This is a genomic window from Streptomyces sp. P5F9 (assembly GCF_057961495.1).
Window position 1 is genome coordinate 1 of the sequence record NZ_JBXVPZ010000011.1, and the last position, 24,050, is coordinate 24,050.

At 69.9% G+C, this 24,050-nt stretch carries 20 protein-coding genes and 2 pseudogenes; 10 read left to right on the plus strand and 12 right to left on the minus strand.

Annotated features, from left to right (window positions below; translation table 11 throughout):
• The 3 genes from AC31A1_RS03700 to AC31A1_RS03710 all read right to left on the minus strand — a co-directional run.
• A partial coding sequence (locus tag AC31A1_RS03700; RefSeq protein WP_489651800.1) for a FecCD family ABC transporter permease occupies positions 1-1,005 on the minus strand: 1,005 nt, incomplete at its 3' end.
• Positions 1,002-1,991: a FecCD family ABC transporter permease gene (locus AC31A1_RS03705; RefSeq protein WP_489651801.1), complete on the minus strand. Its 990-nt coding sequence runs from the start codon at positions 1,989-1,991 to the stop codon at positions 1,002-1,004. The genes AC31A1_RS03705 and AC31A1_RS03700, both read right to left, overlap by 4 nt.
• Positions 1,992-2,023: 32 nt before the next feature.
• Positions 2,024-3,046: an ABC transporter substrate-binding protein gene (locus tag AC31A1_RS03710; protein WP_489651802.1), complete on the minus strand. Its 1,023-nt coding sequence runs from the start codon at positions 3,044-3,046 to the stop codon at positions 2,024-2,026.
• 120 nt (positions 3,047-3,166) lie between these two features.
• Between AC31A1_RS03710 and AC31A1_RS03715 the strand changes: the two genes are divergently transcribed.
• Entirely contained in the window at positions 3,167-3,568 is a 402-nt protein-coding gene (locus tag AC31A1_RS03715; protein ID WP_489651803.1) for a VOC family protein, read from the plus strand.
• Here the strand turns inward: AC31A1_RS03715 and AC31A1_RS03720 are convergent.
• Positions 3,558-3,947, minus strand: a complete 390-nt coding sequence (locus tag AC31A1_RS03720) for a type 1 glutamine amidotransferase family protein (protein ID WP_489651804.1) — start codon at positions 3,945-3,947, stop codon at positions 3,558-3,560. The two genes, AC31A1_RS03715 and AC31A1_RS03720, sit on opposite strands and share 11 nt — an antisense overlap.
• A gap of 463 nt (positions 3,948-4,410) precedes the next feature.
• On the minus strand, positions 4,411-5,148 hold the full coding sequence (locus AC31A1_RS03725; RefSeq protein WP_489651842.1) for an SDR family oxidoreductase: 738 nt from the start codon (positions 5,146-5,148) through the stop codon (positions 4,411-4,413).
• Between the two features lie 137 nt (positions 5,149-5,285).
• Between AC31A1_RS03725 and AC31A1_RS03730 the strand changes: the two genes are divergently transcribed.
• Positions 5,286-6,140, plus strand: a complete 855-nt coding sequence (locus AC31A1_RS03730; protein ID WP_489651805.1) for a helix-turn-helix transcriptional regulator — start codon at positions 5,286-5,288, stop codon at positions 6,138-6,140.
• Positions 6,141-6,188: 48 nt separating this feature from the next.
• On the opposite strand, the gene AC31A1_RS03735 is transcribed toward AC31A1_RS03730, so the two are convergent.
• Positions 6,189-9,173, minus strand: coding sequence for a tetratricopeptide repeat protein (locus AC31A1_RS03735; RefSeq protein ID WP_489651806.1), 2,985 nt, complete (start codon positions 9,171-9,173; stop codon positions 6,189-6,191).
• Between the two features lie 284 nt (positions 9,174-9,457).
• Here AC31A1_RS03735 and AC31A1_RS03740 point away from each other — a divergent pair, with 284 nt between their 5' ends.
• The 4 genes from AC31A1_RS03740 (at position 9,458) to msrA (ending at position 15,102) form a co-directional block, all read left to right on the plus strand.
• Positions 9,458-11,635 (plus strand): glycogen debranching N-terminal domain-containing protein, encoded by a 2,178-nt coding sequence (locus AC31A1_RS03740; protein ID WP_489651807.1) that lies wholly within the window; start codon positions 9,458-9,460, stop codon positions 11,633-11,635.
• Positions 11,636-11,666: 31 nt separating this feature from the next.
• Positions 11,667-12,890: a glycosyltransferase family 4 protein gene (locus AC31A1_RS03745; RefSeq protein ID WP_489651808.1), complete on the plus strand. Its 1,224-nt coding sequence runs from the start codon at positions 11,667-11,669 to the stop codon at positions 12,888-12,890.
• Positions 12,891-12,969: 79 nt separating this feature from the next.
• Positions 12,970-14,502, plus strand: a complete 1,533-nt coding sequence (locus AC31A1_RS03750; RefSeq protein ID WP_489651809.1) for an amidase — start codon at positions 12,970-12,972, stop codon at positions 14,500-14,502.
• Between the two features lie 87 nt (positions 14,503-14,589).
• Entirely contained in the window at positions 14,590-15,102 is a 513-nt protein-coding gene (gene msrA, locus AC31A1_RS03755; protein WP_489651810.1) for a peptide-methionine (S)-S-oxide reductase MsrA, read from the plus strand.
• 72 nt (positions 15,103-15,174) lie between these two features.
• On the opposite strand, the gene AC31A1_RS03760 is transcribed toward msrA, so the two are convergent.
• The 3 genes and pseudogenes from AC31A1_RS03760 to AC31A1_RS03770 all read right to left on the minus strand — a co-directional run.
• Positions 15,175-16,116, minus strand: a complete 942-nt coding sequence (locus AC31A1_RS03760) for a DUF5829 family protein (protein ID WP_489651843.1) — start codon at positions 16,114-16,116, stop codon at positions 15,175-15,177.
• Positions 16,117-16,508: 392 nt separating this feature from the next.
• Positions 16,509-17,603, minus strand: a complete 1,095-nt coding sequence (locus AC31A1_RS03765; protein WP_489651811.1) for a threonine ammonia-lyase — start codon at positions 17,601-17,603, stop codon at positions 16,509-16,511.
• A gap of 61 nt (positions 17,604-17,664) precedes the next feature.
• A pseudogene (locus tag AC31A1_RS03770) lies at positions 17,665-18,066 on the minus strand (DUF4291 family protein); the annotation flags it as partial.
• 107 nt (positions 18,067-18,173) lie between these two features.
• Between AC31A1_RS03770 and AC31A1_RS03775 the strand changes: the two are divergent.
• The gene (locus AC31A1_RS03775; protein WP_489651812.1) at positions 18,174-19,193 is read left to right on the plus strand and encodes a hypothetical protein; all 1,020 of its coding nucleotides are present in this window, start codon (positions 18,174-18,176) and stop codon (positions 19,191-19,193) included.
• 792 nt (positions 19,194-19,985) lie between these two features.
• Entirely contained in the window at positions 19,986-20,609 is a 624-nt protein-coding gene (locus AC31A1_RS03780) for a hypothetical protein (protein WP_489651813.1), read from the plus strand.
• A gap of 164 nt (positions 20,610-20,773) precedes the next feature.
• Here AC31A1_RS03780 and AC31A1_RS03785 read toward each other — a convergent pair whose 3' ends face one another.
• Positions 20,774-21,163 (minus strand): winged helix-turn-helix transcriptional regulator, encoded by a 390-nt coding sequence (locus tag AC31A1_RS03785; RefSeq protein ID WP_489651814.1) that lies wholly within the window; start codon positions 21,161-21,163, stop codon positions 20,774-20,776.
• A gap of 48 nt (positions 21,164-21,211) precedes the next feature.
• Between AC31A1_RS03785 and AC31A1_RS03790 the strand changes: the two genes are divergently transcribed.
• Positions 21,212-21,919, plus strand: a complete 708-nt coding sequence (locus tag AC31A1_RS03790) for an NADPH-dependent F420 reductase (RefSeq protein WP_489651815.1) — start codon at positions 21,212-21,214, stop codon at positions 21,917-21,919.
• 59 nt (positions 21,920-21,978) lie between these two features.
• On the opposite strand, the pseudogene AC31A1_RS03795 reads toward AC31A1_RS03790, so the two are convergent.
• Both AC31A1_RS03795 and AC31A1_RS03800 read right to left on the minus strand, forming a co-directional pair.
• Positions 21,979-22,124: pseudogene (locus AC31A1_RS03795) on the minus strand (DUF4291 family protein); the annotation flags it as partial.
• A 182-nt stretch (positions 22,125-22,306) separates the two neighbouring features.
• On the minus strand, positions 22,307-22,756 hold the full coding sequence (locus tag AC31A1_RS03800; RefSeq protein WP_489651816.1) for a DUF4304 domain-containing protein: 450 nt from the start codon (positions 22,754-22,756) through the stop codon (positions 22,307-22,309).
• Between the two features lie 257 nt (positions 22,757-23,013).
• On the opposite strand from AC31A1_RS03800, the gene AC31A1_RS03805 reads away from it, so the two are divergent.
• Entirely contained in the window at positions 23,014-24,039 is a 1,026-nt protein-coding gene (locus tag AC31A1_RS03805; protein WP_489651817.1) for a hypothetical protein, read from the plus strand.
• Positions 24,040-24,050: the final 11 nt, after the last annotated feature.

Sequence of the window (24,050 nt, forward strand, 5' to 3'; positions counted from 1 at the left end):
CAACAGATACGGCCCCCCGACCAACGAGGTGAGCGCCCCCACCGGAACCTCCAGCGGGGGCAGCACCGTGCGGGCAGCGAGATCGGCGGCCACCAGGATCACCGCACCGGTCAACGCCGAGCACACCAGCGGCAGCTGAGGCGTACGGGTGAGCCGCCGGGCCAACTGCGGCGCGGTCAGCGCGACGAACCCGATCGGCCCGGCCGCCCCGGTCGCCGTCGCGGCCAGCACCACCCCGAGCACGGTCACCCCGAGCCGTGTCCGGTCCACCCGCACCCCGAGCGAGGCCGCGGTGTCGGCGTCCAGCCCGAGCGGCCGCAGGGCCCGGCCCGCCCACACCAGCGCCGGCAGACACACCAGGAGTACGACGGCCAGGGGCGCCGCCTGCTCCCAGCCCCGCCCGTTGAGGGAACCGGTCAGCCACAGCTTGACTGTCTCGGCCGCCTCCAGCTCGCTGTCCGAGAGATACAGCTGAACCACGGCCGACAACGCGACCCCGATCCCAACTCCCGTCAGTACGAACCGACTTGGCTGCATCCCGTGCCGCCACGCCAGTACGTAGACGAGCGCGGCGGCCGCGAGCCCGCCGAGGACGGAGACGGCGGGCATGGCACTGGGCGAGTTGACGACCCCCGCGGACAGCGCGAGCACCGTCGCGGCGGCGGCGCCGTGCCCGACCCCGATCACGTCAGGACTGGCGAGCGGATTCCGGGTGACGGTCTGCACGAGGGCTCCGGCGAGGCCCAGGGCGACACCGACCAGCGCGCCGAGCACGATCCGGGGAACCCTCAACTCGTTGACGACGAGGTCGTACTGCCCCGATCCGGTACGCAGCGTGTGCCACACCTCGCCGGGCGAGATGTAGGTCTGCCCGCAGCAGGCGGCGGCGGTCATCGCAACGGCCAGGACGAGTACGAGAGTTGCGGCCACGACGGCTGAACGCCGGTGCAGGAGAAGGGAGACGGAGGAGTGAGGGCGCAGGACGCTGACACCAGCGGCGCTCATACGGCCGTCGCCTTCCGCCGTACCAGCACCACCAGCACCGGCACCCCCACCAACGCCGTCATCACCCCGGCCGGCACCTCGGCGGGAGAGCGCACGACCCTGCCCGCCACATCCGCCGCGACCAGCAGTGCGGCGCCGAGCAGCGCGGACAGCGGGAGCAGGGCGCGGTGGCCGCCGGAGGTGAGGCGCCGGGCCAGGTGCGGGACGGCGAGCCCCACGAACGCGATGGGACCGGCGGCGGCCACCGCGGACGCCACCAGCAGGGTCGCGCCGAGCGCCGCGCACACCCGCACGGCCCCCACTCGATGCCCCAGCGCCCGCGCGGTCTCGTCGCCGAGGGCCAGCGCGTCGAGCCCGCGCGCACAGGCGAGCACCAGCAGCGCCCCGGCCACCAGGAACGGCAGCATCTCCACGACCGTGTCGGCGTCCCGTCCGCTCAGCGAGCCGACCTGCCAGAACCGGAACTGGTCCAGGGTGGCCGAGCTGGAGGTCAGGACGACGGTCGTACCGCCCGCCGTCATCGCCGACAACGCCGTTCCCGCGAGGGCGAGTTTGACCGGCGAGGCCCCGCCCCGGCCGCGTGCGGCGATGCCGTAGACGAGGCAGGCGGCGAGGACGGCGCCGGCGAAGGCGTACCAGACGTAGCCGGTGAAACCGCTCGCGAGGCCCGTCGCGATGGCGAGGACGACGCCGGCCGCCGCGCCCTGGCTCAGGCCGAGGATGCCGGGATCGGCGAGCGGGTTGCGGGTGACGGCCTGTAGTGCGGCGCCCGCGACGCCGAGCGCCGCGCCCGCCGTCAGTCCGATCTCGGTACGGGGCAGCCGCAGCGACCGTACGACCAGCGCGTCCGGTGAACTCCCGCCGTGGAAAAGCGCGTTGAGCACCTCGGACGGGGGGATCTGGCGCGTGCCGACGGCGAGGCTGAGCAGCACGGCGGCGGCCACCGCGAGGGTGGCCGCCGGCCAGGCGAGACGTCTGACGCTCACTGCGCTGTTCCGTTGCTCGTCGCTCTGTCTCTCTACTTGCTGATGTCCTCGGCGAGTTGGAGGACGACGAGGCGCGCGGCGGTCGGGCCGGCGTTGAGGTACCAGGGGTCGTCGTCGACCTTCACGGCGTGCCCGGCCCTGACCGCGCTCATCGACTTCCAGAGCGGGCCGGCGAGCACGCTCGCCGCGTCGGTCTTGGAGGCGTCGCCCTGCACGGAGTAGAAGATCCAGTCGCCGTCGGCCTTGTCGATGCTCTCGGCGCCGATGTCCTCCGAAATCGCCTTGAACTGCTGGGACTTGGGCCGGTCGAGCCCCATGTCCACGGCGATGGAACCGGTGAAGGACGAGACACCGAACATCCGGGTCCTGCCGGGCGTGAACCGCAGCATCGACACGGAGGTCTTCGACAGCGCCTCGCCCTTCTCGCCCGCGTCCTCGACGATCCCGTCGAGCAGCTTCTGCGCCTGTTGGCCCTTGCCGATCGCGTCGCCGACGAGGAGGAGGTCGCGCTTCCAGTTGATGCCGTTGCCCGCGGTGACGACGGTCGGCGCGATCTTCGACAGCTTCGGGTAGAGGTCGCCGAGCGAGTCGTTGGCGAGGATCAGGTCGGGCTCGGCGGCGGCGAGCGTCTCCAGGTTGGGCGCCTGGCGCGTGCCCGCGTCCGTCATCGCGGCGAGCTTCGGCTTGTCGGCCGGGAAGGCGTCCGCGAGGTAGTCGGGGACGAGCCCGGCGTTGTCGGCGCGGGTGGTGGCCGTCGGGACGGTACCGAGGGAGAGCAGGTCGTCGAGCTGTCCGGTGCTGAGTACGGCGATCTTCGTGGGCTTCGACTCGATGGTCGTCTTACCCTCGAAGTGCGTGACGGTACGGGGGAAGGTGCCGTCGGTGTCGTTGTCCGAGCCCATGCCGGTCGCGAGCGTGCTGGGCGCGGCGGAGGGGCCCTCCGAGGCGCCGATCACCTTGTTCTGCGAGCCCTCGCCGGTCTTCTCGGCATCGCTGTCGGCGGAGGACGACGAACACCCGGCCAGCAACCCCCCGACGGCGGACACGGCGACCATCGCCGTGACAGCCTTCCTCTTGAACGCACGCACTGTCACTGTCTCTCCGATCGCATCCAGCCAGGTAAGGCTTACCTTAGCTTGCCGTCGGAGTAGCTTGGGCATGAGGAGGACCACACGATGACCGTGCAGCTGAACCACACCATCGTCGCCGCGCACGACAAACACACGTCGGCCCGATTCCTCGCCGACCTCCTGGGTCTCCAAGTGAGCCCGCAGTACGGCCCGTTCATCCCGGTCGCCATTCCGAACGGGGTGACCCTCGACTACATGGACCACCCCGGTTCAGGCTTCGCCGAGATCGCTCCGCAGCACTACGCGTTCCTGGTCTCGGAGGACGACTTCGACGCGATCTTCGGCCGCATCCAGGCGGCGGGCCTCACGTACTGGGCAGACCCGGCACACCGCCGCGAGGGCGAGATCAACACGAACGACGGCGGCCGGGGCGTGTACTTCGACGATCCGAACGGCCACAGCCTGGAGATCCTGACCCGGCCGTACGGCAGCGGGCTCACCGGGTGAGGAACGACTCGCCGGCCCGGTAGGACCGTACGAACACGCCGTCCACCGACGGCCGTACGGAGTGGGCACGGCCCAGCCCGGAGACATGGGCACGGCCGTCCGCCGCCACCTCGACCAGCGTGTTCTCGTCGAGGGCGACGCCGTGGGGGAGCCGGTGCCGGGCGACGGCGGCGACGAGCCGGGGCAGCGTCCCCCACTGCGCCGCGTGCGCGTCCACGGCGAACGACACCAGCCCGAGCCCGTCCCGTACGGCGATCTCGTCCAGGTCCTCGGCGGTGTCCTCCGGGCACACCGCGACGCCGTCGAGCAGCCACCCCCCCGACGACAGCCGACCGCGCGGCGAGGGCGGCCCCGGCGGAGAACCCGGCGTACGGGACACGCCGTTCGGCGAGCAGCCGCGGCAACCGGTCGAGGCAGTCCGCGAAGGCGTCCTGATAGGCGGGGGTCAGCCCACCGCACACGAGCAGCCCGTCGACGTCCGAGACCGCCCCGATGTCGAAACGCCCGCCGATCGGCACGAGCACCGGTACGGGTGTGCAGTCGCCGGCGCTCCTCAACGCGCCCTCGTAGCGGGCGAATTGACGCTCCCCGTCCCCGTCGCCCTCGTCGACGACCACGCAGGCGACGCGGGGCGCGGACCCGGCGGATGTGCCCGCGGCGCGGAGGAAGGGTTCGTAGACGACGGGGGCGGCCCATCCGCCGCCGATGAGGAAGGTGCTGGGTGCGGTGGGCTCGCTCGGCTCGGTCACGGACGCATCAAATCCCGTCCTTCCGGCGCCTGTCACACCCTTTCGCGTGTCACACCCTTTCGCGAGAGCGGTCGATGCCGCGGCCGATGCGGATCAGGCCTGGGCGGTGGGTCGTACGACGATCTCGCTCACGTCGACCGCGGCCGGTTGCCCGATGGCGAAGGCGACGGCCCGGGCGATCGCGTCGGGCGGGATCGCCAGCCGGTCCCGCATGTCCGTGATCTGTTGCCCGACCTGACTGTTCGTCGAGGCCTCGGCGAAGCCGGTGGAGATCACACCGGGGGAGACTGTGGTGACCCGCAGGGACGCGCCCGCTTCCTGGCGCAGGCCTTCGCAGATGGCACGGACCGCGAACTTGGTGCCGGCGTACACGGCCATGTTCGGTGCGACGCGGAGCCCGGCCGTCGACGCTGTGGTGACGAAGTGGCCGGAGCCCTGCGCGCGGAAGACCGGCAGCGCGGCGGCGATCCCGTGCAGCAGCCCCTTCACGTTCACGTCGACCATCTCGTCCCACTCGTCGACCCGCAGATCGTCGAGGGGCGAGATCGGGCCGGCCCCCGCGTTGCCGAACAGCACGTCGAGCCGCCCGAACCGCTCACGGGCCAGCGCGACCAGGGCGTGCAGGTCGTCGCGCCGGGTCACGTCGGTACGGATCGCTACGGCGACACCGCCCGCCTTCTCGATCCGGGCCGCCACCTCCGCCAGCCGCTCCATCCGGCGCCCGCCCAGCACCACGCGCGCACCCCGCTCGGCCAGCAGCAGTGCGGTCGCCTCACCGATGCCGGTGCCGGCACCGGTGATCGCCACGACCTTGCCGTCGATTCCGTCGATGCCATTGACTCCGTCGAATCCGGGCATGGTGGACCTCCTGGTTGCTGTTGTCCGCTCGTCCCCCTTGGCCTCAGTTTGGAATGTGCTTAGCCTGGTATCCAGACCGTGTTTATTCTGGAATCAGGACTCCCACACAGATGCCGAACCATGCGCGACAGGCGACGAAACAGCCGGACCGACGGCAGGAACTGGGCGCGTTCCTGCGCAGCCGCAGGGAACGCGTCACGCCGGACGAGGTGGGCCTCCCGTGGACCGGCCGCCGCCGCACGCCAGGCCTCCGGCGTGAGGAACTCGCCCTGCTCGCCGGAATCAGCGCGACTTGGTACACGTACCTCGAACAGGGGCGGGAGATCCGCGCCTCCGAACAGGTACTGGAGTCCCTGGCCTCGGTACTCCGCCTGAACCGGCACGAACACGACCACCTGCTCCGGCTGGCCGGTCACCACACCCCGCCGACCGACCCCGAGCCCTTCGAGCCCCTCACCACCGAGGTGGCGTCGGTGCCTCTCCTCCTGCAGCCGCACCCGGCGTACATCATCGACGGCACCTACGACGTACTCACCCACAACCAGCCCGCCGCCGACCTGTTCCCGAAGCTCACCGCGCCGACGGACCGTCCCCCGAACTTCCTGCGCTGGGTGTTCCTCGAACCCCTGGCCCGCGACGTCCTGGCCGACTGGGAACCCGAGGCGAGAGGCCTGCTGGCCCGCCTCCGCGCCCTGGCCGGCCGCCATCCCGCCGACCCGCGCTACACCCGCCTCATCGACGAACTCCACGAACACAGCCCGGAAGCCCGCTCCTGGTGGCCGCGGTACGAGGTACAGGCCCGCCACAGCGGCCGCAAACGCCTGCGCCCACCGGGCCGCACCACCCCGGTCACCTACACCTACACGGCCTTCCACCTGGCCGAACAGCCGGAACAGACGCTGGTGATCTATTTCGCGGACGCGGACACGGACACGGACACGGACACGGACGCGGACACGGAGTGACCGGCCGGCCGCGTGAAGAAGCGCAGGACCGCTCGCGACCCCGCCCGCTCAGGGGGAGTCCCGCAGTTCCTCCTCGATCTGCTCGATGAGGGGGTGGTCCGCGGGGTGAATCCCTCCGTAGATCTCGCGGGCCGTCCTCAGGTCGTCCTTCCAGCGCTCGGGCTGCCCGCCGGACCCCTTGAGGATCAGTGCCCTGCGGTACCGGGCCTCGGCCACATAGGGATGCTCGGCCCCGTACTTGCCGGTGTAGATCGCGATCGCGTTCGTGACCTCCGTCATCGCCGCCTCGCTGTTGCCCAGTTCGTGCAGCAGATGCGAGTAGCGGACCAGGGCGCAGGCCCGGTCGGGGTGGTCCCGGTCGCCGTTCATATGGGGTGCGGACAGCACCTCGTCGAAGATGTGCTTCGCCTCCGCGAGCAGCCGCTCCGCCTCGCGTTCCCCCGGGAACGACCGCTCACGCGCGCTGGGGGAGCGCCGGTCGCGGTTGCCCCGGAACCTCGCCGCCCGCTGCCGGAGCGTCTCGCCCAGATGAACGGACGAGGAGAGGACGACCGGATGCCCGGCCGCGTACCCGGCGCGTTCCAGGATGTCCAGGGCGGTCCGCAGGTGCCGTTCGGCTCCCTGTAGGTCGTGGGAGTCCAGCAGGGCCAGCCCCAGCGACTGGTGGACGAACGCCGTCGGGTTGCGGCGCGCGGGCTCGCTTCCTCCCGGGGTCTGCTCCAGAAGCCGCAGCGCTTCGCGGTACAGGTCCACCGACGCGGGGAGCTGCCCCTGCCGCCAGCGGACCAGACCCAGTTCGATCAGACCGTCGGCGATCTTCAGCGGGTTGGGCTCGTCCAGCCGTCGCAGGCGCAGCAGCGTCTCGGCCGCGGCCTCGGACGCCCCTTCGAAGTCGCCGAGTTCCCGCAGTACGCGCCCGAGCTGCATCCGGCTCTCCTGCGTGCGCGGCTCGCGCTCGCCGTCGATGCGGAGGCGGATCGCGAGTGCCTCCTCGGCGAACGTCCGGGCTTCGAGCAGTTCGGCACTCAGCAACTTGAGCCGGCTGAGCGACACCAGGGTGTTGGCGACCGGCGAGGTGTTGCGGCCCCCCAGTCGTACGCGCTGCGCAAGGGCGTCCGTCAGCAGCCGCTCCGCCTCCGCGCGGTCGCTCTGCACCCGGAAGTACTCGCCCATGCCCTGCAACAGATCCGAGGTGTTCGCGTCGACGACACCGAGCTCCCGGCAGTGGTCCAGCACGGCCCGGGCGTGCGGGAGCAGCTCGACACACTGCGGCCAGGTCCCCTCCCGGTCCGGGTCCTGCGGGAACCACCCGTTGACCAGGTACGCAGCGGCCTTCGCGTTCTGCGTCTGCTCCGCGACGGACATCTCCTTGCGGATCACCGCCTGCACCTGCGCGTGCATCACGAGCTTCGCCTCGCCGGTCAGCAGCGAGGAGTTCCTCGCGGTCTCCCTGATGCGGCGGCCCCGCGCCGGGTCCGCCACCTCGGCGTGCAGCCGCTCCGGCAGCAGATCGGTGCGACCCCTGGCGGCCTCGAAGAAGTAACCGGGGATGCCCTGCGGTGCCAGGAAGGCGCACAGACGCAGGAGCAGCCCCACGACCTCGTCCTTCTCCTCCGCCTGCTTGAAGGAGAGGATCCAGGCGGGGGCACCGCTGCGGCTCGTCTCCGGATGGATGGACGGAACCAGCTGCGAGCGGATCTCCAGTGCCCGCAGATACCCCTCGATGTCGGGATCGTCGCGCAGCGACGCGGCCGCGGACTCCAGCGCGAGAGGCAGCCGGCCCAGCTGGTCGACGATCCTCGCCAGTCCGTCCTCGTCGCCGATGCCGCTCGCGTCGCTGAGGAAGGCCACGGCCTCCTCGGTGGTGAACGCCTCCAGTGCGATGCGATGGCGCGGCGCGCTCCGCTGCCACACGGGGTTGACCGAGGTGATCAGGACCTGGCCGCCGTCCCCGGCGTCCGGCAGCAACTGGCGGATGGCGGAGTCGTCCTCGGCCCCGTCGTAGATCAGCAGCGCTCTGGTCCTGGGCAGCTCGTTGGACAGCAGCTCCTGGAGGGTCTGTTCGGGGTCCCGGTCGTCGTGCTGCGCCGTGCTGCCCGCGGGCTGGTCACGGGCCGTGTGGAGCCGGTGCGCGAGATCGAGAAGGCTCGCGCGGGCGGTCGGCGCGTGCGCGGCCTCCACCCGCCAGATGACGTCGAAGAGGTCCTCGTACCTGCGGGCGTACTCCAGCGCCAGGCGGGTCTTGCCGATCCCGCTGAGCCCGTGGATCGCGCATGTCCGTGCGTCGCGCGAGACATTGACCGTGCCGAGGACCTCACGCAACAGGGCCAGTTCCTTGCGGCGGGCCGTGAAGTGGGAGGCCTCGCGCCGGTCGAAGTTGCTGATCAGCGGGCCCCTCGCCGGATAGCGCGGTTCGACCTCGCCGACGATGTGGGGGGCCGTGTACGCCGGGAGCGGCACCGCGCCCGCCTGGTGCAGGCGGGTGTCGACGGTGGCGGCCGCGTCGTCGGCGTCGCGCCCGGCCAGCGTCAGCACCTCGCAGCCGGCCCAGCGCGTCAACGGCGGGTCGTGGTGCGCCGTCACCAGAACGAGGGCGGATCTGCCGCGGCTCCGGGTGATGCGACTCAGCCCCGGATGGTGATTCAGGTCGTCCAACATCCGGGAGACAATGATCAGTTCATGATCGGGGGCCACCTCGGGAGGCGGCGGCACCGGGTGCTCCGCGGTCGCCCACGGCCGGGTGGAGGTCAGATACCCGCTGCGCCGTAATCGCCAGGCCAGCCAGTGCGCCCACGGTTCGTCACCGTGGGGATGACTGATCAGCACCTGCGGCGGCAGCCCTTCGGCCTGTTTCTGGAAGGCGCGCCCGGTGTAGGCGCCGAGGCCGGTCCCCAGGGCCAGCAGGCAGATCACCAGGAACTGCCATCCGCCTTCGACGAACCTGACCCCGGCGAGCGCGCCCGCGGCGATGGCGGCGCCCGCGACCGCGAGCACCTGATTCAGACGTCGTGCGCCCCGACTGTTACGGCGCATGGGGTCCCCCCGCCCAACACCGTTCCCCGTTTGGAACAACAAGTATGAGGCGAGAAGCGGCTCTTGACGCCTCCGTTGCGCAAACCTCCTGCGAACGTCCGGCGTGGCCCCGCATGATGGCTGTCGCGTCGGCGAGCCGTTATCGTGATTCACCATCAAGTGGCTGTCTCAGGTGTTTTTCCGGACGTTCTCCCTCGCCGTTTCGGGAGGATGCGACGCATGCTCGACGGGCCGAGCCGGCACCGGCGCAGCTGGCCTCGCAGCGTTGTGGAAAGGTGCCACCAGTGATCGACTCCGCCTCCCTCCCGCCGGGCCGCCAGCCGTTCCTGGACGACTCGGTGGTCTGCCTGGCCGCGCCGTCGTTCGCGCTGTCGCCCCGGGACGGCCAGCTGCGGGGCAGCGGCGTCGACGGCTTCTACGACCAGGACCGAAGGCTCCTGCACACCCTGCGGCTGCTCGTCGACGACCAGGAACCGGAACACGTCGCGCATCGCCCCGAGGGCTCCCGGGAGGCGTTCTTCCAGGCGATGTGCAGGTCGTCCGAGGACCCGACCTCCGCCCCCTGGCTGCTGGTCGCGCGGGACCGCACGGTCACGCGTCCCGATGTCGCGGAGTCGGGTGACGTCGTCCTGCTGCAGAACGTCGGACCCGAGGCGGCGCGGTTCACCGTCTCGGTGCTGGCCGCCACCGACCTCGCCGACGTGGCCACGATCAAGGCGGGGTACCCGGCCGCCGACGTCCCCTGCGAACACGGCGAAGGCATCGTCCCTGCGGTGCGCTGGCACAGCCCGCACGACAACAGCGAGGTCGTGCTGCGGGCCGAGCCCGTTCCGCCGCACGACGGCGGGCCCGCACCGAAGATCACGCTGGACGACCACCGGCCGGGACGGGCGGAGTTCCGCTGGGAGCTGCGGCTGAAGCCGGGTGAGGAGTGGTCCGTACGACTGCTCGTGCAGGGCAAGACCACGACGGTGGCGGGCTACCCGGTACCGCCGCGGCAGCCCGCTCCGTGGGGGCGGGTCGAGGTGACCGGGCACGAGCACATGGCCGCTCTGCTCACGAGGGGGCTGGCCGACCTGGAGGCGTTGCGGCTGGCCGAGCCGACCGCTTCCGCCGACGAGCCCGAGAACCAGTTCGTGGCCGCCGGATGCCCGTGGTTCCTCGGCCTGTTCGGCCGTGACAGCATCTGGGCGGCCCGCATGATGCTGCCGTTCGGAACCGGGCTCGCCCGCGGCACACTCCGGGCGCTGGCCGGCCGTCAGGGAAGGCGCCACGACGCGTTCACGGACGAGGCCCCCGGACGGATCCTGCACGAGCTGCGGCCGACCGAGACCCGGCACGGCGACGGCATGGTGCTCCCGGCGCGCTACTACGCGTCCGTGGACGCCACTCCGCTCTTCGTCGTCCTCCTGCACGAGGCCTGGAAGTGGGGTCTCCCCGAGGACGAGGTGAGGCGCCTCATGCCGCACGCCCGGGCGGCGATGGAGTGGGTCGCGGACACCCTGGGCCCCGACGACCTGATCAGCTACGGCAGGGGCAGGGCCGACGGTCTTCTGCACCAGGGCTGGAAGGACTCCCCCGACGCGATCCGTGACGCCGAGGGACGCCGCGTCGATCCGCCCATCGCCCTGTGCGAGGTGCAGGGGTACGCGTACCGGGCCGCCGTCGGTTTCGGTGAACTCCTCACCGCGATCGAGGGCGAGAAGGAGCAGGCCGAGCTGTGGGGGGAGCGGGCGGCCCGCCTGCGCGCCGCCTTCCAGCGGTCCTTCTGGGTCGAGGAGCCGGACGGCCGACGCTATCCGGCCATCGCCGTCGACGGCACCGGACGTCCCGTCACCGGCAGGGCCTCCAACATGGGGCACCTGCTGAACTCCGGCCTCCTCCAAGGGGAGGAGGAACACCGGGCGGTGGCCGAGGCGCTCATGTCGGACGGACTGCGGACACCCTGGGGGATCCGCACCCGTTCCGCGCACCTGGCCGGATTCAATCCGTTCAGCTATCACGGCGGATCGGTCTGGGCGCACGACTCCGCCATCGCCGTGCACGGGCTCGCCGCCACGGGATTCGTCGACGAGGCCGCCACCCTGCTCGGCGGGATGCTCGACGCGGCCCGGCATTTCGACTACCGGTTGCCCGAGCTCTACGCGGTCTACCCGAACTCCCGGTTCGGCCGGCCGGCCCCGTATCCACCCTCCTGCCGACCGCAGGCCTGGGCGGCCGCCTCGGCGGCACTGCTCTGCTCCGCGATGCTCCGGGTGGACGCCGACGTCCCCGACCGCCGACTGACGCTACGGCCGATCGCGCCCTCACGCATGGGGCTCGAATCACCCTACGCTGTGCGGGGGTTGAGGCTCGGCGAGCGATCCGTCGACGTGACCGTCGACCTCCACGGCGGCGCGGAGGTACGGGGCATCGACACCGAGGAGTGGCGCATCGACGCCGGAGGTTCCTGCACGACCTGAGGCAGAGCGGTCCCCGAGGAGAGGGAGACACGTGGTACGTGGCGGGCGGGCGGACATCCGGCGTTCCATAGCCCTCGTGCACTGGGCCTTTCCGCCCACGGTCGGCGGCGTCGAATCCCATCTGGCCGACTACGCCGCCTCGTTGGCGCGGCAGGGACACCGGGTGACCGTGCTGACCGGCGAGCCGCGGCCGCAGGCGGTCGACCAGGTCGAGATCCTCAGCCATCGCCTGTTACGGCTGACCGAGTACCGCGCCGGCACTCCGGGCGGGACCCGCGGCGGGCGGAGCTGGGTGACGCCCGCCGAGGAGCGCCAGGCCGCCGAGCTGCACGCGTGGCTCGCGCGGGTGGTGGACACCCGCGGGATCGAGCTCGTGCACGGCCACAACCTGCACCACTTCTCCCCGGTACCGGCCCTGGCGCTCAGCCGGCTCAGGGAACGCACGGGTACGCCGCTGCTGCACACGTACCACAGCATCTGGCCCGAGGACCCGTGGACCGCCCAGTTCTGCGGTTCCTGGGACGGCCATTTCGTGGTCTCGGAATACCTCGCGTTCGCCTGCCGGACGCACCTCGGCATCCGCGCCCGCCGCGTCTATCTGGGCATCGCCACCGGCCGGTTCCGCGATCTGCCGCCGGCCCGGGACGACGGTCCCCGTACCGTCCTGCTGCCGGCCCGCCTCATCCCGGACAAGGGTGCGGAGCTGGCGGTCCGCATGATCGGCGCCCTCAGACAGAACGGGCTGTCCGTCCGCCTCGTCCTGACCAGCCCGCACGAAGTCGTGGACTGGCACGAGGAACAGCAGGGCTTCCTCGTACGGCTCAACCGGCTGATCGACGATCTGCGACTGCGGTCCCACGTGGACCTGGTGCCCGCGCCCAAGGAGAAGATGCCGGGCCTCTACGCCCGGTCCCACGTCGTCGTCTATCCCTCGGACTACCCGGAGCCGCTGGGGCTCGCTCCCCTGGAAGCGATGTCCGCCGGTCGACCCGTCGTCGTCACCGCCACCGGGGGCCTGCCGGAAACCGTCGTCCACGGCCGGACCGGATACGTGGTGACACCCGGGGACCTCGGTCAACTCAGCGACCGCGTACGGAACTTGCTCCTGGACCCGGACCTCTCCCACCGGCTCGGCCAGGAAGGGCGCAGACACGTCGAGCGCCAGTTCAACCTCCAGACCTACGTCGACAAGATGTCCGCGCAGTACTCGGCCCTCATGAAGGACAGCGTCGAAGGCCTGTCGCAGAGCGGCTGACGACGGCACGCGAGGCGCCGACCCCGTTGCGCGGAAAGGCATTTCGTGGCTCCTCCGCATGGTCGTTACGGTCGGATCCATGGAGCCGAATCCGTGGAATTTCCCGACAGCCGAAGAACTCTCCGCCGCCCTGCGCGCCGGTGACGTGTCCTCGGCTGAACTGACCGACGAGGCGATCACCCGTATCGAGCGGCACGACAAGGAGATCAACGCGATCTGCGTGCCGGACTTCGACCGCGCCCGGGCCGCCGCACGCGCCGCCGACGAGACCCGCGCCCGCGGCGAGGACCGGCCTCTGCTCGGCATCCCGGTGACGGTCAAGGAGTCGTACGACATCGCCGGCCTGCCCACGACCTGGGGCATGCCCGCGCACCGGACGTACGTACCCGCCGAGGACGCGGTGCAGGTGTCCCGGCTCAGGGCCGCGGGCGCGGTGGTCCTCGGAAAGACCAACGTGCCGTTCGGGCTGCAGGACATACAGAGCTTCAACGAGATCCACGGCACCACCAACAACCCCTGGGACCACGCCCGTACGTCGGGCGGATCCTCCGGCGGATCGGCGGCGGCCCTGGCGTCCGGGTTCGGTGCGCTGTCCATCGGGTCCGACCTCGCCGGTTCGCTGCGCACCCCCGCGCATTTCTGCGGTGTCTACGCGCACAAGCCGACCCTCGGGCTGGCGGCTATCCGCGGCATGGTCCCGCCGACCACGCCGGCGCTCCCGGTCGAGTCCGACCTCGCCGTCGTCGGCCCGATGGCGCGCACCGCCCGCGACCTCGCCCTCCTGCTCGACGTCATGGCCGGACCCGACCCGCTGACCCTCGGCGTGGCGTACGACGTGACGCCGCCGCCCGCGCGCCACGAGCGGCTCGGCGACTTCCGGGTCCTGGTCCTCGACGAGCATCCGCTCGTCCCGACGGGCTCCGCGGTGCGGGCGGGCGTGCACCGGGTGGCCGACGCGCTCGCCGACGCCGGTGCCCGCGTCGAACGGCACACGCCACTGCTGCCCGATCTCACCGAAGCGGCGCTGCTCTACACGCAGTTGCTGTTCTCGGGCTCCGTCGCACGGTTCCCCGTCGAGGAGTACGAGCACCTTCGCACCCGCGCCGCGGGACTGAGCCCGGACGACCGCAGCCTCGACGCGGCACGGCTGCGCGGCATGGTGCTCAGTCACCGGGACTGGATGGAGGTGAACAACCGCCGGGAGCTGCACCGGCACGGCTGGCGGAGGCTCTTCGGCGCGTTCGACGCCGTGGTGTGCCCCGTGACGCCCACGCCCGCGTTCCCGCACGACCACAACCCCGATCCGCTGGCACGCCGGCTCGACATCGACGGCGTGGCGCACCCGTACTTCGACCAGCTCGTCTGGGCCGGCCTGGCCACCATGCCCGGGCTGCCCGCCACGGCCGTACCGGCGGGGCGGTCGCCCGAAGGTCTGCCAGTGGGGGTGCAGATCGTCGGCCCGATGTTCGAGGACCGGACCCCGCTGCGGCTGGCCGAACTGTTGGAGGAGAGGATCGGCGGCTTCCGGGCCCCGGGGCAGGGCGCACAGGGGGATCCGGCGGGCCAGGAGGAACAGGTCGTCGTGGAATCGCGCGGACCCCTCGTGCGTTGAGCACACTGGGTGAAGGACGCCGGTGGGGTACGAGCCGGGTGACCGAACCGCCCGAGTGATCGAGCTGACGGAAATTGGAGGGTCGCGATGGCTGCGCAGACGCAGAGGGCCGTGCTGGCGGGCGGATGCTTCTGGGGGATGGAGGAGCTGGTCCGCCGGCTGCCGGGCGTGACGGCGACCCGGGTCGGCTACACCGGGGGTGATGTGCCGAACGCGACGTACCGCAACCACGGCACGCACGCGGAGGCCATCGAGATCCTCTTCGACCCGGAGCGGACCGACTACCGCGCGCTCCTGGAGTTCTTCTTCCAGATCCACGACCCGAGCACCAAGAACCGCCAGGGCAACGACATCGGCCTCAGCTACCGCTCGGCGATCTACTACGTCGACGACGAGCAGAAGCGCGTAGCCGAGGACACGATCGCGGACGTGGACGCGTCGGGCCTGTGGCCGGGCAAGGTCGTCACCGAGGTGGAGCCGGTCGGCCCCTTCTGGGAGGCCGAGCCCGAGCACCAGGACTACCTCCAGCGGTACCCGGACGGCTACACCTGCCACTTCCCGCGGCCGGGGTGGCGACTGCCGGCTCGCACGGAGAGCTGACAGCGGGGCGAGCGGTACATCATCCAGAGGCGTGCGCCCCCTTCCTTCGGCGGAAGGGGGCGCACGTGCTGTCTAGCGGGTGGTGCCGTTCGTGCCGTTCTTGGCGAACGTCCACACCGCACGGCTGCCGGGGCCGACGGTGAGGGTGGAGTTGCCGATCTGCTCCACGTGCCGGTCCTTCACGGGCCGGTTGAGTGACATGTCGACCTGCTCGTATCCCGCTTGCTCGCGGGGTACGACGTCGAACCGGATCGTGGTGCCGCCGCCCTCCGCGACGACCCCGCCGCCCGCGACCGTCCGGACGGTGAACCCGCCGGCCCGCAGCAGCGGCACGGTGTCGGCGAGGTCACCCGGGGTGATTGCGATCCGGACGGCGGTCACGTCCCGCATGAGGTGGGTGCGGTAGTCGTCGGAGAGGTAGCGCTCCCGGCCGACGTCACCGGGGAAACTCGGCGGCTCGGTGTTGCCGCGCGGGTCGGCGAAGTACTCCGGCCGGTACTCCATCCCCCAGGCGTCGAAGGCGTCGTACTCAAGGGTCGTGAGGACCGCGTCGAACCACGGCACGGGCACACCGTCACCGAAGTCCCGGGTCTGGAGGAAGTCGACGGGTTCGGTGACCCCCTCGTCCTTCAGCCGTTCCTTGACTGTCGCCAGGTCGCCCTCGCGTTCGACCGAGAGGCCGAGTCCGGCGGAGCCGAGGGTGCCGTCCTGACCGGGGACGTCACCGACTCCGAACAGTTCCAGGTAGGTCTCGCGGCCCATCAGATAGCGGCCGGTCCAGGTCTCTCCGCCGCTACCGGTCGTGGTGCGGACCTGGAAGTTGGCGAACTCCCGCAGGTAGTCGGAGTGCTCGATGGCGTCGGCGGTCTCCCGGTCGAGGACTCCGAAGGAGTGGTTGTAGAACAGCAGCTGCCGATCGTACGAGCCGCCCGAGCCCCGGGTCCCCTCGGCCTGTGCCGTCCCCACCCCACCCCCGATCGCTCCGGCGAGAGCCACAGCGAGCACGATGATCATCCGTAGTGTGCGACGAATCAGCATGTGCGGGATCGTAGGGCGGGGAGAGCGCGGCCGCCGGTCTTTCTGAACGAGGCCGAAATGCTTGACACGGCGAGCGGGAAGAACGGCGACTGCAACAGGCTCTCGTCAGGCTCTCGTCCCGGACACCCAGCCGGTGCCCAACTCACGGCGGAGCGCCTGGTACCACTCGCTCGGCCTTGCCGGCTCGCAGGGGGTAGCCGTAGGGGCTGTCCATGTCGTCCGGCCATGTCGTCCGTCCATGTCGTCCGGCCACAGCGGAACGTCCACGCCGGCCTCGAAGAAGAAGCGCAAGTGATGAACCACGCCGCACCCTCTCACGACACCCGCGGAGTCCTCGGCGTACGTCTGGCAGGCGGTGCTCATGGTGGTCAGGCCTGGTGCGGGACGGGAGCCGCGCCGACCCAACGGCGATAGGCGTCACCGTCGACATTGCCGCCGCACACGATGGTGACCACATGCCGGCCGGCGAAACGGTCACGGTCTTCCAGGATCGCCGCGATGCCGAGCGCGGCCGACGGTTCGACGACGAGGCCGGCGTGGTCGAGGAGCATGCGCATACCGGTGATGATCGACGCCTCCTGGACGAGGACGGCGTCGTCGGCGACCAGGAGGAGATCGTCCAGGACGGCCGGGATGGGGCGCCGGCCGGCGACGCCGTCGGCGATGGTGTCGGTCGACCCGGTGGTGACGACGCGCCGCGCGCGCCACGAGCGCGTCATCGCCGGCGCGCCCAACGGCTGGACACAGATCACCTCGACACCGGGCGCCAAGGCCTTCAGCACATGCCCCACGCCGGTGGCGAGCGCCCCACCGCCGAGAGCGACCAGGACGGCGTCGAACGGCGTCGCGGTGTCGAACGGCGTCGCGGTTTTGAATGGCGGTGCGGTATTGAACGGCGGTGAGGTGTCGGCCAGTTCGGCCAGTTCGGCCAGTTCCGCCTGTCGTTCTGTTTGTTCTGTCAGTCCCAGAAGTTCCAGGCCAATGGTTGCCGCGCCCTCGCAGGTCTCGATGTCCAGGCTGTCCTCGACCAGCCGGATGCCGTCGTACCGCGCGATCTCCGCAGCCCGCTCGCGCGCCAACTCGTGGTCGCCGTCCACCAGTTCCATCCCGGCGCCCAACGCGCGGATGCGATCCAGCTTGGCCGCCGTCGCGAAACGGGACGCTACGACGGTCACGTCGAGCCCCCGGCCACGACCGGACCAGGCGAGGGCCTGGCCGAGGTTGCCCGCACTGGCGCACACCACGGCCCGCGGACCACGCTCGGCGAGCAGACTCGCGACCACCTCGGTGCCGCGCCCCTTGAAACTGCGGACCGGGTTCGCCGTTTCGAGCTTGACGCTCACCGCACACCCGAGACCGGGCTCCAACGCCTCACAGCGATACAGCGGAGTGCCGAGAAACACCGGGTCGATCACCCGGCGAGCGGCCCGGATCCGACCGGTGTCGAGACGCGTCTGCTGCACGACAGGGGAGCGTAGCGGCACCGGCGCTGTGACGGTTTGTCCGTCAGAGGCCTGGTCGTCTCTCGTGGGCGAGCGGTGTCACGTCGCGGATACCGACCGTCCACTCGTCCGCGTAGCGGCGCACGGCCTCATCGGACAGACCGAGCTGCAGGGCACGGTAGGGCAGCGGCCGCAGGCGCAGATCCCGCTCGGGGTCCCACTGCACGCGAGCGGGCGCACGCTTCAACTGACGCTGCCAGGCGGCTCGGTCGGGATGCACCCCGCCGACATGACTCGACAGGCACGCGCGTCGCAGCGCCCACTCGAAGCCATCGCGGGTGATCTCGACAGCCAGGACAGTCTCCTGGCCCGCTTTCGCACCCCAGCCGCAGCGGTACATCATCCACAGGAACGACGGCTTGATCCATGTCAAGCCTTGCTCACAAACCCTTTGAGGTTGGCTCCGACAAAGGGTTGATCTCAGTAGTCGATGGGACGGGGCATTTCCTACCTTCGGCTGCGCATCACGTTTCGTCCGCACCATCATGAGGAACCATGAGCAGCTCGTGGCCTCAGAAGTGGAGGCGCGTCATGAGTAAGAGACCAAAGACGATCACTGTCCTATCGTGGGTCACCCTCCTCGCTGCGCTCTTTCTGCCTGCGGTGTTGCTGCGCGGCCAACTTCTGGGCACGGGTGATTCGTCACGGCTCGCAGCCGTCCTCACGTACATCGGTGTACTGGTCACTGCATCGGTGGCGCTGATTGGATACAGCATCAACCTCCAGACGGAGCGGCGACTGGGGAACGAACACGACGAGCAGCAACGACAGTTACGGCTCGACGCAGCGATGCGTGCCGGGCAACTCATCTCCCCACGTGATTCTGGGCCCGCGCACCCAGCAGCACTGGCGTCGGGGCTCTTGGCCCTCACAAGGCTTGATCAGGCGGAACTCGCGGTGGTTCTCCTTGTCGATCTGTGGTCCTGTGACCCGGATGGGAGCCAATCTGACTTTCCGAGTGGAGACGCAAGATTGCCCAGGGTCTCGCACGAAACAGCCATCCTCGTGATCGATGCGGCTCTCAGATCTGCGTCCCCCAGCGCACGACTTGTCGCCGCAGAACTGCTCTGCCGAAATGCGACCAGACTCGACACTTGCCACTCCCTGCACTGGCCCCGTGTGGTGGACGGCTGCTGGGATCCGACGTTCAGCCCAAAAACGAAACTACTGATCGTCGAAGCCTTGGTGAGAATGACCATGTCTGGTCCAGCCGAGGAAGGAGCTCTGCGATCGGTGGCGGTGCGTCTTTACGCGATCTGGGATGGGGATCCCAGCCCAGAGGTCAAAGGGTGTATCGGCAAGTTCATCGGAAAGATCATTGGACGGTTGGACGACTTCGGCGTCAAGCAATTCGTGCATGGTCCGAAGATGGAGATGGTGACCATCGAGAGCCTGCGAGCAGCTGCGAGAACCGCGGCCGACAATCCCGACGATTACCTGGCCAAGCTCTCGAACGAGCTGGGGAACGCCCTGGGTGAGTGGGCGACCTCGTGCCAGGCACAGTCGGCCAGGCATGGAGCGCTGGCGACAGCCGCAGCCTTGACTCAGTGATACGCATACGACGCCAGACCCGCATCATGCACGCTCGATCAGTGGGTCCGAGCGGCCTGGACTGTCCGATGGGCTGCGTGGAGTGGATCACTGGTGAAGTGATGTGCACTTACGGACCGCTGACGGTCGGCGCAGTCCTGGGGCCTGAGACTCACTGGCCGCACGTCTTCGCGGTGATCAGGGCTCTGGCTGGCCGTTTCGGATGGCGGCGTCCGCTTGGCCGTGGCGTTTCCCGAGCCGCCCGCAGGCGAGTTGCTGTGAGCAGGGAGGAGGTCTGTGCACGCCGCTTGATGACCCACGTTAAGCCGCGCTCATGGTCCTTTTTGAACCGGCGCAACCGTCCTGCCCTACATGGAAGGGCTGGTACTCACAGTTCGGGTGTACGTGAACGGCGTTAGCGTGTTTTTGGAGCCGAACACCGGGAGGGCCGCAGCGTGACCAAGGTGTGGTGGCTCATGCGCGGAGACGTTCGGGTCGGTGAGCTCCGCGAGTACGGGATCGACCAGCCAACGTTTTTGTGCCATTTCGTGCCCGGACCGGGCTGGGAGGGTGTCAGCGCGCTGTTCGAGGCGTGGGCGGCAGTACGGGGCCCTGACCCGGACGGGAGTCGGCATGCGGAGGCAATCCGCCCCCTGATGGATCTGGCACTGACCCTGCACCCCTCGGACGAGGGAGTGCCCCTGGGTTGCTTCAGAGACTGCATCCTGCGCATCGATGGGGACATGGCCCGCCTCCGCTACTGACCGGCGCTGTTCGCGTCCGTCCGGGCGAGCGCTGTTAGGGTGCGGCGCCGTGAGTACGGACATCCATGGCGGCATCGAGTTTCGCCATCCCGGCGCCGGTACCGACTACTACGACGGCGAGCCCTGGGTGGCCGCCATGGATCTCTGGCCGCTGTACGACGAAACCGACTACGCGGCCTTCGGTTGTCTCTTCGGAGTACGCAACTACGCGGGCTTCCAACCGCTCGCACCGGACCGGGGTCTTCCCGCCGATCTGTCGAGCGGGATCCGCTCGCAGTTGGGTCCTTGGGTCGCACCGGGCGACCTGCACAGCGCGAGTTGGGTCAACTGGGCGGAGCTGGCTTCGATCGATCTCACGGCAACCCCGCATGAATTCATCGGCCGGCTGACGTGGCGCACGAAGGCGATGCCATCGATCCTGCATCAGCATCCGGTTTCCGACTCGCGACTGCTTGAGGCCCTGTCCGTGGTGGGTGAACCACCATTCGACCTGCGCGACGCGACGGAACGCGTGGAGTGGGTTACTGATGAACTGACCTGTACGTACGAGCCGTTGACGGTCGGCGCAGCCCTGGGGCCTGAGACTCACTGGCCGCACGTCTTCGCGGTGATGAAGGCCCTGGCAGGCCGCTTCGGCGACGAAGGTGTTCGCCTGGTCGTGGCCTTTGACTGACTGCCTGGAGCCCGCTACTCACAACGCAGGCGAACGCTGCCGGACTTCGCTCGCGAGCCACCCGCTGCACTTCAGGCGTCCATACTGGTCGCCCTCCCGATCGGGCCACCGGCAGGAGGGATGTGGTCTGTGAACGAGGCTTGATGACCCACGTCAAGCATCGTTCACAGACCTTTGGAGGTACTGCCCTCCTGGGCTTCAAGAAGCTTGTCACCGTGCTCGATCGCCCAGCGGCCGAGCGCCGCCATCGGGCCCTCGACCAAGCTCTGTCCCAAGCTGGTCAGGGCGTAATCGACGCGCGGCGGCGCCTCGGCGTGTGCGTGGCGTTCGACCAGTCCGGCGGCGAGGAGGCGGTGCAGGGAGTCGGTGAGAACCTTGTCGCTGATGCCGCCGATCGCGGTGCGCAGCTCGCGGCGTCGGCGCGGTTCGCCGCGAAGTGCCGCCAGCACAACGGGATCCCAGGTGTGGGTGAAGAGATCGGTGGCCGCGCGCAGACGGCAATCGGCGACGAAATCGTGGCAGGGGGCGTCGTGATCAGTCATCTCGCTGCCCATCGTCCTGGGTTGGTCACGTACCGATCGGTGCGTAACGCCTTACTTATCGTGCCTATCCAGCAGCCAACCACTGATGGAGAGGCAGCGACGATGCGCATCGGGATCCTGGGCACCGGGACACTTGCGGCGGCCTTGGGCGAGGGCTGGGCACGTGCAGGACATGAGGTGGCGATAGCCGGGCGGTCGCAGGTGAAGGCGGAGAAGCTCGCTGAGCGCCTGGGGCACGGCGTGCGTGCCGTCGCGCCACGTGGGGCAGTCATCAGGCGCGATGCGGTGCTCCTCGCCGTGTCATGGGACGGCGTCGAGGACATGCTGGCATTCGTGGGTGCATCCGACGGCGTGCTTGAGGGGACGCCGTTGATCGATCCCACCAACGCTGTGGCACATGGTGTCGGCACTTTGCTCACCGAACACGGCGAGTCGATGGCTGGGCGGATCGCCAGTCTTGCTCCAGGAGCCCGCGTCGTGAAGGCGTTCCATCTCTTTCCCGCCGACCAGTGGGCGAGCCCGCCCAATGCCGGCCACTCCCCTGTGACGGTGGCGATGTGCGGCGACGATGCGACGGCATTGCACGTCGTCGGTGAACTGGCCCGCGACGTCGGCGGGATCCCAGCGACTCTGGGGACGTTGGATCGCGTCCGCCAGTTGGAGGAGGTGGCGGGTTTTGTGATCGGCTTGGCTTTCGCGGGCTTCGACCCCAACTCCGCCGTCCCTCAAGTCCCCTCGGTAGACAGGCGCACCAGCTCACAGGGGTAGCCGTACCTCTCATCCGTCAGGTGACATGTCACGGATGGGGTCTGTGAGCGCGGCTTGATGATCCACGTCATCCGGTCTCGCTTCCACGCAGCCGGGAAGCGGCCCTCGCGTGCGGCGGGCAGGCCGATCTCCGGGGATACGCCTGGTAGATGGTGATCGTGGACTCCGAGTGGACCGCACGGATTCCGCGCCGCGGTTCTTCCATGGCGTACAGGGTGGGGCGCGGCGGTTCACGAAGCCACCGCTTTTCGACGGCCGTTCAGCTGCGACGGCCGTTCGTCTGTGACCGCCGTACCTCTGCGACTGCAGTTCGCTACGGCGGAGAGCGACCGGCCGCAGCACCGATTCGCGTGTCAGCTCAGCAACTCGGCTGTCCAGCCCGGTACTTCACGACCACCGCCGCTCCCGAATCGCCGGCAGTGCATACTCCGTCACCGCGCTGATGACCCCGCGGGCCACCGGCTCCGGGTCGGTCGTGGCTGAGATGGTCCACCAGGTGTCGCGGTTCGCGGGGAGGAGCCGGCCTATGCGGCTGTGCCAGGCGGCGGGGCCGTAGACGGTGTTCGGGCTGGGGCGGGCGGGGAGGTGCGGCTCGCGTCTGCGGGCCTGGGCCCAGCCGAGTTTGTCGGCCACGGTGACGTTGAGGGTGAACTCGACCTGCCCCGCCGTGTTGTGCGCGGCCTTCTGGAAGCCGATGAGTGCCCAGGTTTCGAGGTGGGGGAGTTCGTACGTCTGCCCCGAACCCTTGAAGCCGAGCGCGCGCAGCCCGGGAGCGATCCGTGCGCGCATCAGTGCGGTGAACGCCTGCTGCGCGGTGGGCGCGGAGCCGTCAGCCATCGGACGGTGTCATGACGGTCGGGCAAGATGCTTCGGTGGCGGTGAGCCTGTGCTGTCGTATGACCCATCGGTCGCAGCCGGCTGGTGAGTGGAGCAAACCGTCATCCCCGTAGGTGGGCAAGAAGTCCGTCTCCAACAGGATATGGGTGTTCCTGCGGCAACAGTCGGGCCGAGGAGTTCTGGTCGCCGCAGCCGACGAGGGCGTGGATCTCGTGAACGGGCGTTCCGCGCACCACAGTTGAGGCGAAGCGGCACAAATGGACGCAGGCACCCGATGCCCTGCTGTCGAAAGCAACATCATCGTTCCGACGGCACCCGTCCTCGCCGTGTCCCACAAGCCGGGGACGGCCAGCTCCCTCGACATCAGCTGGTACCTGCCCGGCGAAGGCACCCAGAACGAGCTGCGCACCGGCGGCACCCTCAAGCTCTACCGCTCCACCGGCGACACCCTCGGCGACGACCCCCGACTCCTCGCCACGGTGACGGCGGCCTCACCGTCGATCGAGAGCTACACGGACGAACTGCCGGCGTTCGACGGCACCACCTACACCTACGCCGCCGTGGTCACCGACGCCGCCGGCAACGTGTCCCCGATGTCGGAGCCGGTCACGGTGACCCCCGACAGCGTTCCCCCGCCCGCGCTCACCGGCCTGACCGCGACCCCGCGCGCGGACGGCATCGTGCTGAGCTGGGACACCCCCACCGAGAGCGGCCTGAGCTACGTCGCCGCCCGCGTCGTCCAGCGGCCCGACGGCAGCATCCACTACGACGCCACCGGGTGCAGCGACGCCGGGTCGACGTTCCCGGACAGGGACGTACCGAACGAGCTGCTGTGCGCGGGACCCCCGGACGGCGAGACGGTGACCTTCATGGTCGCGGCGCTCGACCGCTGGGACAACCACATCGCCTGGACCGACGCCACCACCGTCACCGTCACCGTCACCGAACCCGACAACAGGCCCGACGACGCCCGCGGCGCGCACACCGGCCCGCTCACCATCACCAACCCCGAGACCGTCGGCAGCCTCGGATACGTCCAGTGGACCTGCGACGAAGAGACCCTCTGCGGCACCATCACCGAGTACCAGCTGGACAAGTGGAACCCGTCCACCCACACCTACGAACGAGTCAGCACGGTCGCGAGCTCCAAGGGCCCCCTCTACAAGGCCTACGTGCCGCGGGTCCACGGCGACACGACGTACTTCCGGATCACCGGAGTCCTCGCCGACGGCACAACCGCCGCCGTGACGTACGGCGCCGGAGCCTACGGCTTGTCACTGTGAGGCCCGGGGGC

Bases quoted from the DNA above. Each gene is read 5' to 3' on its own strand.
- AC31A1_RS03710 (WP_489651802.1), bottom strand. From the start codon at position 3,046: ATGGTCGCCGTGTCCGCCGTCGGGGGGTTGCTGGCCGGGTGTTCGTCG.
- AC31A1_RS03715 (WP_489651803.1), top strand. From the start codon at position 3,167: ATGACCGTGCAGCTGAACCACACCATCGTCGCCGCGCACGACAAACAC.
- AC31A1_RS03730 (WP_489651805.1), top strand. From the start codon at position 5,286: ATGCCGAACCATGCGCGACAGGCGACGAAACAGCCGGACCGACGGCAG.
- AC31A1_RS03735 (WP_489651806.1), bottom strand. From the start codon at position 9,173: ATGCGCCGTAACAGTCGGGGCGCACGACGTCTGAATCAGGTGCTCGCG.
- AC31A1_RS03750 (WP_489651809.1), top strand. From the start codon at position 12,970: ATGGAGCCGAATCCGTGGAATTTCCCGACAGCCGAAGAACTCTCCGCC.
- msrA (WP_489651810.1), top strand. From the start codon at position 14,590: ATGGCTGCGCAGACGCAGAGGGCCGTGCTGGCGGGCGGATGCTTCTGG.
- AC31A1_RS03760 (WP_489651843.1), bottom strand. From the start codon at position 16,116: ATGATCATCGTGCTCGCTGTGGCTCTCGCCGGAGCGATCGGGGGTGGG.
- AC31A1_RS03775 (WP_489651812.1), top strand. From the start codon at position 18,174: ATGAGTAAGAGACCAAAGACGATCACTGTCCTATCGTGGGTCACCCTC.
- AC31A1_RS03785 (WP_489651814.1), bottom strand. From the start codon at position 21,163: ATGGGCAGCGAGATGACTGATCACGACGCCCCCTGCCACGATTTCGTC.
- AC31A1_RS03800 (WP_489651816.1), bottom strand. From the start codon at position 22,756: ATGGCTGACGGCTCCGCGCCCACCGCGCAGCAGGCGTTCACCGCACTG.
- AC31A1_RS03805 (WP_489651817.1), top strand. From the start codon at position 23,014: ATGGACGCAGGCACCCGATGCCCTGCTGTCGAAAGCAACATCATCGTT.